Raw genomic sequence first — 12,097 nt, 5'->3', positions numbered from 1 at the left:
CAGGCTGTCGCAGATGGCGTGCAGCTTCGTGTTCATCCCGCCCTTGGTGCGACCGATCAGACGGCCACGCCCCCCTTTTTTCGCGGCCATACTGGTTGCGGTGCGGTGTGCTTTGAGATAGGTCGCATCAATCATCACGGTCTTCTCCTCGCCGTGATCGGCTGCCAGTCCCATCATCATCTTTGCGAAGATGCCCTTATCGCTCCAGCGCTTCCAACGGTTATAAAGCGTCTTGTGCGGACCGTATTCCTTGGGCGCATCGCGCCAGCGCAACCCATTGCGATTGATGAAGATAATCCCGCTCAACACACGCCTATCATCGACGCGAGTTTTGCCGTGGGACTTGGGAAAGAAGGGCTGGAGACGCGCCATCTGGGCGTCGGTCAGCCAGAAAAGATCAGACATGTTCACCGCTCGTTTTCGAACCGTGAATCACGACACCCCTCTGAAATCAATGGGTCCAGACCCTAGGTTTGCCAATACTTCCCAAGCGCTCTCTTCTGAGTTGATTTCAATGCGCATTAAAATCCCTTTCCGTGAATTGCTTTGCAAGCAATCAGAATGAGCCGACGAGGTAAAGTGGAGAGTACCGGAGTGCGCACCAGATTTTGTGAATTGTGTTGCGGGAAACGTTACGGGATTGGTTTGAATCCCTTTGGTGGCTTCAATGTGAAGCTTTATTTTATTTAATAAAATCTATACATTAAGTGAAAAAGTGGCGCACCTGAGAGGATTCGAACCTCTGGCCTCTGCCTTCGGAGGGCAGCGCTCTATCCAGCTGAGCTACAGGTGCCTGCGGTGTTAGCTAACCTTGTTCCAGCCCGTGTGCAATACCAAAATCCGCGAGTGGTTTGGAACTCAAGCGAACAAATCATGCGCGAGTTCCAGGGCCTCAATTAACGTATCGACCTCATCGCGAGTATTATACAGGCCGAAACTAGCGCGACATGTCGCCGTGACCCCAAGGTGATCCATCAGTGGTCCGGCACAATGGTGCCCTGCTCGTACGGCGACCCCTTTCTTGTCAAGGATTGTCGAAACATCATGAGCGTGCCCGGCCCCGTCAAGCGTGAAACTGAATATGGCAGCCTTGTCTGGCCGTGTGCCCTGAACCTGCAACCAATTCAAGCCTGTAAGACGTTGAAGGGCATAGTTCCGCAGGTCCGCTTCATGCGCTGCGATGTTCTCCATCCCCAAGTCCATCATGTAATCCAGCGCGACCCCTAAACCGATCGTCTGCACGATTCCGGGTGTTCCAGCCTCGAACTTCATCGGCGGATCGTTATAGATCACCTGATCTTTAGAGACTTCCCTGATCATGTCGCCACCGCCGATAAACGGGCGCATTTCGGCCATGCGATCGGACTTGATGAAAATTGCCCCCGATCCGGACGGCCCGTACAGCTTGTGACCAGTGATTGCATAAAAATCACAACCGATATCCTGAACATCCACTGGCATGTGCACGGCGCCTTGACTGCCATCAACGAGAACCGGAACACCCTTGGCGTGTGCGCCTTTTGTGATGGCTTTTACATCGACAACTGTACCCAACACGTTCGAACACTGGGTAATCGCAACCAGCTTCGTTTTTGGGCCGATCGCATCGATAACAGCTTGCGGGTCCAATCCACCATCGGCATCTACATCAACCCATTTCAGGACGACCCCCTGGCGTTCTCGCAGGAAATGCCAGGGCACAATATTCGCATGGTGCTCCATGACACTTAAGACAATTTCGTCACCGGGTTCCATACGCGGCATCGCCCAGCCATACGCGACCAGGTTGATCCCTTCGGTTGTCCCCGAATTCATTACGATCTCGTCTTCGTTTCCCGTGTTGAGAAAACGCGAGATCGTGCCGCGAACGGCTTCGTATTTCTCGGTGGCGAGATTGGATAGAAAGTGTAGCCCACGATGGACGTTGGAATACTCTTCGGCATAAGCGCGCGTCACCGCGTCGATCACAGCCTGAGGTTTCTGCGCGGATGCGCCATTGTCCAGATAGGTCAGCGGCTTGCCGTTCACTTTCCGTGATAGGATCGGGAAGTCAGCGCGGATCTTTTGAACGTCATACATAAGCAGGGGTACCCGTAATTGGCCCTCCGACGAGGGATAGAAGAAGTATAGCCAAAACGGCAATCGCCAGGATGGAAAGCACCAGAACGCCGGTTGCAACCGCCAGGGAGTTCAGCCGATGCGCCTGATCGATAAAATGGACGGTGATGTAAATGCCGACCAGAAAAGCCACGGCAGACAGCAAGGCCGACAGGATCGGGACGGTCAGCAGAAAAATCATTCCTGCGGCCTGAACCAAGACCTTGAGAAACTGCAACCAAACAAGCAAAACCATCACGTCACTAAACGTCCCGGTACCCCCCATCCGGATACCGATCTGGTGAAATGCCACAATGGTCACGATCAAACCGCCGCCAACTACGGCGGCATAAGGGATCACCGAGCCGACAAGCGCGGGAACTTCGACCCCCATGGATGATAGGATTAGATTCGATGTCGCCTGAAGGGCCGCGTTGAGCACGATTGCCAGTGCCAGAGCGAGCCACAGCACCTCGCGTCCCAAGTCAAGCGCCAACAATCTTCGGGCAGCCTCTGCCGGGTCCACTACTGTTTTCTTTGCCAGATCGCTCCAGAATCCCATGCTCATTCTGTTGTCCTCTCGGCTTGCACCAAACCAGACAACCAAAACATCATGAATACTACCAGCCAAACAATTCCAACAAAGTTCAAAGCAGCACCCTGTCCGATAAAGCCAGCAACAAGACCGTTGAGAAGTACGAGTGGCGTCGACGCCAAAAGCGCCCAGAACAGAGCAAGTCGCGCGCCATAACCAGTGCCACCGCCCCCGAACAGTCGCGCAATCAGGTGTGACACCCAGGCCAATCCATAGAACAGCAACGGCAACAGAATGACTGAGCCCAGTAATGCCCCTCCCATAGTTGCGTTCAGGTCCAGCCCTTCCATGTGAGCTTTCCGGGCAAGCCCGGGCATTTGCGCGATAAATGCAACCACGCAAAAGACCATCACAAATGCCAAGGCGCGATCCTCGCGCTGCCCCATAGCCAAGAGGCGACGCATGACGCGTCCAGGACCACGGTAGGTGGCGACTATGTCAGATGTGACCGGCATTAGCTGCGTCGAGCCAACCACGCTTCGAGACGTGCGACGATATCCCCTGCCAATGCCTTGTCTTCGATCTCGTCGACTGCCTCGGCTAGAAAGGCCAGCGTCAACATGTTGGTCGCTTCCTTGTTTGGAACGCCGCGAGACCGCAGATAGAACAATGCCGTTTCGTCGATCGCACCTGATGTCGAACCATGCGAACAGGCCACGTCATCGGCGTAAATTTCCAGCTCGGGCTTAGCAAGAAACTGGCTGTCCCCATCCAATAACAAAGACTGGCTGATCTGATAGCCATCTGTTTTCTGCGCACCTTCTTTAACCAGAATCTTGCCTTGAAACACCCCGGTCGCACCGTTGCGCAGGACTTTCTTGAACACCTGGCGGCTCTCGCAATTTACGGCGTCATGGGTGATGAATACAGTGTCGTCATGGTGGAAATCACCGTCGCCCACGCATGCGCCGGAAATATGCGCGACAGCATCGTCACCGGTCAGCTCAATAACCTGTTCATTGCGGGTCAGCACACCATTTACGGTCAGTGTAAACGACTTGTAGATAGAACCTTCGCCTAGGCGGGTGAAAATATGTGTCACCGCCCGGCGTTCATGATCGCGCCCCTGCGCCCGAACGTGATGCAGCGTGCCACCGTCCGCGATGTCGATCTCCATACATTTGTTGAATCGCGAAGCCGCTGGCCCGTTTTCCAGAATGGTTGCTTCCGCTCCAGATTCCACCCGGATCACATGATGCAGAATCACATCGGAAGCCTCTGAATTATGGGTGTAAATCAAGCTGATGGGCTTGGATGGCTTGCCAATGACGTGAATGGCAACTCCGTCGGCCGCAAAAGCGGTATTGAGCGCTGCCAGAGGACGCTGAACGGGTGACTGCCCGCGCGCTTCAAGTACGCCATATAGCTCCTTGGCCCAATGGATGTCCTTGCAACAGATGTCTTTCAGCCGCTCGATCCGGACCCCTTCGAGTTCCAGATTATCCGAGGCCTCTGGGTCGAATACGCCATCGACAAAAACAATCTTTAGACGTTCGAACCCGTCGAACATCATTGCTTCGTCCGAGACGAAAACTGCAGCTTTCGGGGCGTCGGTTTGAATCAAAGTATCAGGACGTGTGTATTTCCAATACTCGTCCCGTCGGCTTGGAAGACCCATTTCGTGCACACGGGACAACGCATCTACCCGCGCTTCCTGTGTGCACCCCGCTTCGGGAAGGCTCATAGAGGCCAAGCGAGCCACGGTGACGGAATGTTTAACTTCGGGCAACGCCATCAGTTCACCTCGGCCAGGATGTCGGCATATCCGTTATTTTCGACTTCAAGTGCCAGCTCCGGACCGCCGGTCTTGACAATGCGACCATCGGCCATGATGTGCACAACATCGGGTTTAATGTGATCTAAAAGGCGCTGATAGTGAGTGATGACAAGGAACCCTCGCCCCTCATCCCGCAGCGCATTCACACCTTCGGCTACCAATTTCATCGCGTCCACGTCCAGACCGGAGTCGGTTTCGTCCAGAATGCACATGCGTGGCTCAAGCATGGCCATTTGAAGGATTTCGTTGCGCTTCTTCTCACCGCCCGAGAAGCCCACATTAACCGGACGCTTAAGCATATCGGCGTCGATCTTGAGCGTCTTGGCCTTGGCGCGTACCACCTTGAGGAATTCGGCGGCGGATAGTTCCTCTTCGCCCCGCGCCTTGCGTTGCGCGTTAACAGCCGTACGCAGGAACGTCATATTACCAACGCCGGGAATTTCGACCGGGTATTGAAAGGCCAGGAACAGACCCAACGCAGCGCGTTCTTCGGGATCAAGTTCCAAAAGGTCCTCGCTACCCAACGTTGCCGACCCTTCGGTTATTTCATATCCATCGCGCCCCGACAAAACATAGCTGAGGGTAGACTTACCCGACCCATTCGGCCCCATAATCGCGTGAACCTTGCCGGCTTCGACAGTCAGGTCGACGCCTTTGAGGATTTGCTTATCCTCTTCTTCAAGTTTCACGTGCAGGTTTTTGATTTCAAGCATGTTTTCCTCGTTCTCGTCTCGAGCCCGCACTCAAGGGGCGTGTGATTTTCGTTCTGTCTTCAAGCTTTGGTCATGAAATGAAAGATTTTCTTCAACCGGTTTGCCGGGATCGGCGTCGGATTGACTTCAAATACTCCAAGCCTGCCGATGACCTCCGGCTCGCCTAGGAACTCCTCGACCTGTCGGTGCCATTTTCGGTTCGCGTAATCATCAAAGATCAGGGTAACGGGCCGTTCGATGTTGAACGCCGTTGCCAAGGCGCAGCCAATGCGAAACCGCCCGTCGACGAACACGACGTCGGGGTGACGAAAGTCTGGACGGGTCCAAACATCCAGCGCATAACCGGGAAACCGTCTCCAAGTCTCATCCGTCACGGGATGCCCCCAATCGCCCGTCGGCCCGATATCCGACCAGATGATTTGCACGGTGCTTCCCAATGCGGGTGGGTTTTGATCAATCCAGTCCTGCACGGTCCGCGCCCATGCCCGGTCACTTTCAACCGACGTGATATGGGTGCCGGGAAGCTCCGATGCCATAACCGTGGACCCGCCGGTACCGTATTCAAGGATGACATCCGCTTCGCCATAGGCCAACCGCAACGCATCCGCCTCGTCCCGAGGCAGGATGAGCTGCGGGCGTTCTGATTGAAGCGGCTGAAGTGTCACGCATCCATTCCTTGATCTAGCGAGCGGCGCCGTCGGGATCGAAGACTTCGTTTAACCCACCGACCCTTCCAAAGAAATCGCGACAAGCTGCTGCGCTTCCATGGCGAACTCCATCGGCAATGCCTGCAGGACGTCCTTGCAGAAACCGTTCACAACCAGTGCAACGGCTGCTTCCTCGTCCATGCCGCGCTGGCGGCAATAGAACAACTGGTCGTCGTCCACCTTGGATGTGGTCGCCTCGTGCTCGCAGCGTGAGGAATTGTTACGAACTTCGATATAGGGAACCGTGTGCGCGCCGCACTTGCCCCCAATCAGCAAACTGTCGCACTGCGTGTAGTTCCGGCTGTTCTTTGCCTTGGGATGCATCGAAACAAGCCCGCGATAGGTGTTCTGGGCATGACCCGCGCTAATACCCTTGGAGACAATGCGCGATTTGGTATTCTTGCCGAGATGCACCATCTTGGTTCCGGTATCGGCCTGCTGATAGTTGTTGGTGATCGCGATCGAATAGAATTCACCCTGGCTGTCATCGCCGCGCAGGATACAAGATGGGTATTTCCACGTCACGGCACTGCCGGTTTCCACCTGCGTCCACATCACCTTGGAGCGATCGCCCCGACAATCCGCGCGCTTTGTCACGAAGTTGTAGATGCCGCCCTTGCCATTCTCGTCGCCCGGATACCAGTTTTGAACGGTCGAGTATTTTACTTCGGCGTCCTCTTCCACAATGATCTCTACAACTGCAGCATGCAGTTGTGCGGTGTCACGCTGAGGAGCAGTGCAGCCTTCCAGATAGGACACGTAAGAGCCCTTGTCCGCGATGATCAGCGTGCGCTCGAACTGGCCGGTGTTTTCTGCGTTGATACGGAAATAGGTGCTCAGTTCCATAGGGCACCGGACGCCTGGCGGCACATAGACGAACGAGCCATCCGAGAACACGGCTGAATTCAGCGTCGCATAGAAATTGTCTGATACCGGCACAACCGAGCCAAGGTATTTCTTCACCAATTCAGGATGTTCACGGATCGCCTCGGAAATCGAGCAAAAGATCACTCCATGCTTTTTTAGTTCATCCTGAAAAGTGGTACCCACGGAAACCGAGTCGAAAACGGCATCCACCGCAACCTTGCGGCCTTCGGCCGGCGCATTTTCGGCCCCTTCAATACCCGCAAGAATCATTTGTTCTTTCAAAGGAATTCCAAGTTTTTCGTATGTGGCCAGCAGCTTGGGATCAACGTCATCCAGCGATTTGGGCTTTACTTCCATCGACTTAGGGCGGGCATAGTAATACTGGTCCTGAAAATCAATTTCAGGATATTTGACCATGGCCCAGGTTGGTTCTTCCAGTTTGGACCAGCGTTCAAACGCAGCCAGGCGCCAGTCGGTCATCCAATCCGGCTCGTCATTCTTGCTTGAAATCAGACGCACGATATCTGGATTTACACCCTTGGGTGCGTATTCCATCTCGATCTCGGTTTCCCAACCATACTTGTAGGTTCCGACCTCGCGCACCGCATCTACGGTTTCCTGGTCGACACCATCTTTGACCTGCGTCTGGTCCAAAGCCGCCATGGCCCTCTCCTTGTCTGTTCACACCGCGCGGGTGCGATATTTCTTGTGCAGCTTCAGCCAGGTTTCGGCAAAGCGCATTATTTCATCTTCCGTCGTTTGCGGGCCCAGGGACACCCGAATGGCACTTGCCGATTCGACCTTGCTGTATCCCAACGCCGCCAAAACCCGACTGGTCTTGACCTTGCCACTGGAACACGCCGAGCCCGCCGAAATGGCAAAGCCGGCCAAGTCCAATGCCATCACTTGCGTTTCCCCTTTCCAGCCGGGGGTAACTATACAGGATGTGTTGGGCAAGCGCCGCTCATCTTTCCCGACAAAAATAGTCTCTTTTGCCGATTCCACAAGGCAAGTTTCTAGAATGTTTCTAAGTTTTTCGACTTGCCCCCATGTTCCATCGGCAAGTTCCCTGACAGCGGTTTCTATTGCGGCACCGAAACCGGCAATTCCAATGACATTTTCTGTCCCCGAACGTCGCCCCATCTCCTGACCTCCGCCCGTCAAGATCGGTTCGATATCCAGGCCTTGCCGCAGGATCAACGCCCCTACTCCCTTAGGCCCGCCAATCTTGTGCGCCGACAGGATAGCCATATCGGCGCCACTCCAAGCAAAGGAAAACGGAATTCGCCCAACCGCTTGCGTGATATCCAGCAACAGCCAATCGGCGCGACGCGCTCCATAAGGCCATTGCCCTTCGACCTTTGGAAGCGGATCGGTAATGATTCCCGTCTCGGAATTCGCCAACCCCATGGCCAATGTATGTCCGGGGCCGAAAGGCCGCTCCTGAACGTTGGACAGGTCAAAGTGCGACCAGAGAGCATCATGAGCGGTGCTGTCCACAAAAACGTCACACTCCGGCGGACGTTGGGCCAAAACTTGCGCTGCTTCGGTCGCCCCGGAAGTGAAAACCACCTCTTGCGGCCGACACCCAACCGCCTCGGCAACCTGCACCCGCGCCCTTTCAACCATTGCTTTCGCAGCGCGACCTTCCGCATGGACAGAAGAAGGGTTGCCACACACGTCCATCGCCGAAACCATTGCCTCGCGCGCTTCTGGGCGAAGCGGCGTTGTGGCGTTGTGGTCGAGATAAACACGTTTCATGGATGCATCTTTTCTAGCGGCAGATAGGATGTCGGGCGCGGATAGCGAAAGTCAATGCGGCGGGAATTGACCAAAGTCACGCCACTGCCAGTTAGTCATCGACAACCGAAAACAGGCTCGGAACCGCGGGACAAGGGGCAAGTTCGTTTTCGATGACGTCGGACAACCGCGTCTGGTGCAGAAAGACATAGACATGCGCGCTCAGGCTCTCCCACAGGCGGTTCGTCAGCGATTGTGCCCGACTACCAGAAGACGCACCGGATGCGCCTGCCCCTTTGTGCATTGCGTCGACGGTTTCGTCGACGGCAGCCAGGACTTCGACGATCCGGATTTTCGATGCAGGACGCGCCAACCTGTATCCCCCACCCGGACCGCGAACGGAGGCGACAAGATCGGCGCGGCGAAGTTTGACGAACAACTGTTCGAGGTAAGGCAGGGAAATGTCCTGGCGGTCGGAAATCTCACCCAGCGTAACAAGTGCATCTGCCGGCTGAAGTGCAATATCCGCGAGCGCCACCATCGCGTAACGACCCTTGGTCGACAGTTTCATTTGCTTTCCTCTCAGCCTGACATGCGCGAAATCATTGACCTTCTCGCGGCCAGTGCGTATCTCCCACTGACAGCGTCGCAATGCAACGCCCGACAATTAGAACCGCTCTAAGGTGCCCGACGAATACCGTCAAGAATATCCCGGCGCCGCATGAAAACAGACAGGACAAAAGCACACATGCCCGAGGTGATTTTTCCCGGACCCGAAGGCCGCCTGGAAGGCCGTTACCACCCGCAAAAGGAAAAAGACGCACCGATTGCCATCGTGCTGCATCCACATCCGCAATTTGGCGGAACCATGAACAACAAGGTTGTCTACAACCTGCACTATGCCTTTTACAACATGGGGTTCACCGTTCTGCGCTTCAATTTCCGGGGCGTTGGCCGCAGCCAGGGCGAATATGATCAAGGTATCGGAGAATTGAGCGACGCGGCGTCGGCGCTGGACTATCTTCAGTCCATGAACAACAATTCGAAACATTGCTGGGTCGCCGGATTCTCTTTCGGCGCGTGGATCGGCATGCAACTCCTGATGCGCCGCCCGGAAATTACCGGCTTCATCAGCGTCTCACCGCCCGCGAACATGTATGATTTCTCGTTCCTGGCCCCCTGCCCGTCTTCCGGATTGATCATCAACGGCACGTCGGACCGCGTGGCGCCTCCCGCAGATACGACTTCCCTGGTGAACAAACTGCATGAGCAAAAAGGGATCACCATCACCCATACCGAAGTCGAGGGTGCCGATCACTTTTTCCAGGATCAGCATATGGACACGTTGATCACCGACGTGTCCGACTACGTAAAACGCCGCCTGACGGAAAATACCCGCTGATGTCTTCGAGCGTTGAAACGCTGGCCGCAAAACTGGCCGAGGATACGATGAAAGTGATGGATGAAACCAATGAGGACCGCCTGTTCATGGAGGTCAGCGCGGTATTGGGGGCGGCTTCCCAAACTCTCGAAGAGGCGTTTCTAACCGAAATTCGCGTACGCATGGCTGAACGTAAGGCACGGCAATTTCTGATCGGCAAACTGTCGAAGTTCAGAGACAAGGCGCAAGCCAAGGAAAAGCAATGACCGAACGCCTGTCCGCGCAGATCGACTTTCTAAAAGCGGCGGACAGGTTGAAAACGGTCGAACGCGCGAATGCTCTCCTTGATCTGTCTCGTCCCGAAAACTCTGCCGAGCATAGTTGGCACCTTGCCTTGTGGGCCTTGGTCTTTTCCCCAATTGCAGAACCCGGGGTGTCCATAGACAGGGTCATCAGGATGTTGATTTTGCATGATCTTGTGGAAGTTGAAGTTGGCGATCATCCCATTCATTTGGAAACAGATTGGGAGTCTGTGGCAATCAAGGAACGCGCGGCAGCCGAATCTTTGTTTGGTTTGCTTCCTTTGGATCAAAAAGCGGTGTTCTTGTCGCTCTGGAACGAATTCGAGGCAGACGAAACGCTTGACGCCCGCTTCGCCAAACGCTTGGACAGGTGCCAGCCGCTGTTTCAGGTTCTTTGCGCTCCGGTCCCGCGGCCCGACCACATGGGGATCGTACGGGAGAATCTGAACGGCGGGCGAGCGGCCTATCTGCGTCACGAGTTTCCCGAAGCCTACCGGCACGCAATGGATTTGCTGAACGGTTCACAGCCCGATCACTCCTCTTCTTTTTCCAGCCGTCTGCCTTTTCTCGTGGACGCTGATCAATTGAAATCGGTCAACAGGGCGTCCAGGCTCTTGGACAACTCCCGTTGCGAAAATTCTGCGGAACACTCGTGGCACATCATGCTCTACGCATGGGTGCTGGCAGAATATGCCCACCCCGAAGTTAGGATTGATCGGGTTCTGCGCATGCTATTGCTGCACGACATTGTCGAAATCGATGCCGGAGACCACCCTATTCACGGTCAGGTTGATCATGCGGCCCAAGCCGAAAAAGAAATGGCCGCGGCCGCACGTCTGTTTGGCCTCCTGCCTTCTGCGCAAAAAGAGGAATTTACCGATCTCTGGCTTGAATTCGAAAACGCCGAAACACAGGACGCGTTGTTCGGCAAAGCGGTTGACCGAATTCAAACCCCTATTGCAAACCTTCAAAACGGCGGCGGCACGTGGATCGAATATCAGGTCAGTTTTGATCAACTGGAATCCCGGGTCGGATATCCGGTAAAGCGCGGTGCGCCGGAATTGTGGCAATGGCTGCAACCTCAGCTGAAACTGTTCTTCGATGTGATCGAACCCGTGAACTGAAATCCGTTCTGGGTTCTTTCACAAGTGGAAAAGGGGCCTCTCAGCCCCTTGTCCTGACCTCGGTAGCGCTGTCTATACCGGCACACTAGCCACTCGCTCAACATTTCTGGCTGCATCTATGTCGACGGACCCCCCGTCTGCAAGCCACCCAAGCGCCACTATTACGGCCGAAATCAAAATGATCTTTTTTGCAAAAGCAGTCATTGAAAACTCATCAACATTTGAACTCACCAATAACCCGTCAGATATACCTTGCCGTCATTCGTCGCTAGTCCGGTTTCCCTGACCCCGCGTTAACCTAGGGTGCGTGGCACCACCTTCGATTTCTCTTGCGGTGGAAACCTTCATTGTGTTCAACGACTGACCAACGTGACGAGAACGGTTTCGTTTAGATGCCCAAAGCCTACCTGATCCTCCTTCTGGCCGTGATGGCCGAAACAATCGGAACGACGGCCCTGCAAGCCAGTCAGCAGTTCACGCGCCTGTGGCCTTCTGTTCTGGTCGTTATCGGCTATGGGATCGCCTTCTATTTTCTGGCGCTGACTCTCAAGGTGATGCCAGTGGGAATCGTTTATGCTATCTGGTCTGGCTTGGGAATCGTTTTCATTGCTCTGATCGGCTTCGTTGCATTTGGACAAAAACTCGATTGGCCCGCCTTTGCTGGACTAAGCCTGATCATCATCGGAATATTGGTGATTCATCTTTTTTCGCAGTCCACAAGCCACTGACGGCGCGTTTGGGCTGGTATCTTGTGTCCTGCCGCGCTATGCGCGCGGCAACTTTCCGTTCAAAGG

At 54.8% G+C, this 12,097-nt stretch carries 14 protein-coding genes, 1 tRNA gene and 1 pseudogene; 5 read left to right on the top strand and 11 right to left on the bottom strand.

The window, feature by feature from the left end:
- From ACR0LZ_RS16830 to iscR, 11 genes are all read right to left on the bottom strand, one after another.
- Positions 1 to 405 (bottom strand): IS5 family transposase (locus tag ACR0LZ_RS16830; RefSeq protein WP_480750997.1); only part of this gene is annotated, 405 nt, incomplete at its 3' end.
- Positions 406 to 716: 311 nt separating this feature from the next.
- Positions 717 to 793: transfer RNA gene (locus tag ACR0LZ_RS16825), tRNA-Arg, on the bottom strand.
- A 65-nt stretch (positions 794 to 858) separates the two neighbouring features.
- A complete protein-coding gene (locus ACR0LZ_RS16820) occupies positions 859 to 2,079 on the bottom strand; it encodes a cysteine desulfurase (RefSeq protein WP_480750995.1) in 1,221 nt (406 codons plus the stop codon).
- Positions 2,072 to 2,665, bottom strand: coding sequence for a YIP1 family protein (locus ACR0LZ_RS16815; RefSeq protein WP_480750994.1), 594 nt, complete (start codon positions 2,663 to 2,665; stop codon positions 2,072 to 2,074). Before ACR0LZ_RS16815 ends, ACR0LZ_RS16820 begins: the two co-directional genes overlap by 8 nt.
- Entirely contained in the window at positions 2,662 to 3,147 is a 486-nt protein-coding gene (locus ACR0LZ_RS16810; protein WP_480750993.1) for a YIP1 family protein, read from the bottom strand. The genes ACR0LZ_RS16815 and ACR0LZ_RS16810 overlap by 4 nt, the downstream gene beginning before the upstream one ends.
- The gene (locus ACR0LZ_RS16805) at positions 3,147 to 4,427 is read right to left on the bottom strand and encodes a SufB/SufD family protein (RefSeq protein WP_480750991.1); all 1,281 of its coding nucleotides are present in this window, start codon (positions 4,425 to 4,427) and stop codon (positions 3,147 to 3,149) included. The genes ACR0LZ_RS16810 and ACR0LZ_RS16805 overlap by 1 nt, the downstream gene beginning before the upstream one ends.
- Positions 4,427 to 5,182: a Fe-S cluster assembly ATPase SufC gene (sufC, locus tag ACR0LZ_RS16800; RefSeq protein ID WP_480750990.1), complete on the bottom strand. Its 756-nt coding sequence runs from the start codon at positions 5,180 to 5,182 to the stop codon at positions 4,427 to 4,429. The genes ACR0LZ_RS16805 and sufC overlap by 1 nt, the downstream gene beginning before the upstream one ends.
- A 59-nt stretch (positions 5,183 to 5,241) precedes the next feature.
- Complete coding sequence (locus ACR0LZ_RS16795; protein WP_480750988.1) at positions 5,242 to 5,847, bottom strand: hypothetical protein; 606 nt, start codon at positions 5,845 to 5,847, stop codon at positions 5,242 to 5,244.
- Positions 5,848 to 5,898: 51 nt separating this feature from the next.
- Positions 5,899 to 7,419 carry a Fe-S cluster assembly protein SufB gene (sufB, locus tag ACR0LZ_RS16790; RefSeq protein ID WP_480750986.1) on the bottom strand — a complete coding sequence of 507 codons (1,521 nt, stop codon included), beginning with the start codon at positions 7,417 to 7,419 and terminating at the stop codon, positions 5,899 to 5,901.
- An 18-nt stretch (positions 7,420 to 7,437) separates the two neighbouring features.
- Positions 7,438 to 8,517 carry a cysteine desulfurase family protein gene (locus tag ACR0LZ_RS16785; protein ID WP_480750985.1) on the bottom strand — a complete coding sequence of 360 codons (1,080 nt, stop codon included), beginning with the start codon at positions 8,515 to 8,517 and terminating at the stop codon, positions 7,438 to 7,440.
- 91 nt (positions 8,518 to 8,608) lie between these two features.
- Positions 8,609 to 9,067 carry a Fe-S cluster assembly transcriptional regulator IscR gene (iscR, locus tag ACR0LZ_RS16780; protein WP_480750984.1) on the bottom strand — a complete coding sequence of 153 codons (459 nt, stop codon included), beginning with the start codon at positions 9,065 to 9,067 and terminating at the stop codon, positions 8,609 to 8,611.
- Positions 9,068 to 9,244: 177 nt separating this feature from the next.
- Here iscR and ACR0LZ_RS16775 point away from each other — a divergent pair, with 177 nt between their 5' ends.
- The 5 genes and pseudogenes from ACR0LZ_RS16775 (at position 9,245) to ACR0LZ_RS16755 (ending at position 12,031) form a co-directional block, all read left to right on the top strand.
- A complete protein-coding gene (locus tag ACR0LZ_RS16775) occupies positions 9,245 to 9,898 on the top strand; it encodes an alpha/beta hydrolase (RefSeq protein ID WP_480750982.1) in 654 nt (217 codons plus the stop codon).
- The gene (locus tag ACR0LZ_RS16770; RefSeq protein WP_480750980.1) at positions 9,898 to 10,143 is read left to right on the top strand and encodes a hypothetical protein; all 246 of its coding nucleotides are present in this window, start codon (positions 9,898 to 9,900) and stop codon (positions 10,141 to 10,143) included. The genes ACR0LZ_RS16775 and ACR0LZ_RS16770 overlap by 1 nt, the downstream gene beginning before the upstream one ends.
- A pseudogene (locus ACR0LZ_RS16765) lies at positions 10,140 to 10,607 on the top strand (HD domain-containing protein); the annotation flags it as partial. The gene ACR0LZ_RS16770 and the pseudogene ACR0LZ_RS16765, both read left to right, overlap by 4 nt.
- A gap of 75 nt (positions 10,608 to 10,682) precedes the next feature.
- Entirely contained in the window at positions 10,683 to 11,303 is a 621-nt protein-coding gene (locus ACR0LZ_RS16760) for an HD domain-containing protein (RefSeq protein WP_480751006.1), read from the top strand.
- 392 nt (positions 11,304 to 11,695) lie between these two features.
- Positions 11,696 to 12,031: a DMT family transporter gene (locus ACR0LZ_RS16755; protein WP_480750978.1), complete on the top strand. Its 336-nt coding sequence runs from the start codon at positions 11,696 to 11,698 to the stop codon at positions 12,029 to 12,031.
- Positions 12,032 to 12,097: the final 66 nt, after the last annotated feature.

It is taken from the genome of Ruegeria sp. CI1, from assembly GCF_056536925.1.
This window is presented reverse-complemented; position numbering and strand designations above follow the sequence as displayed.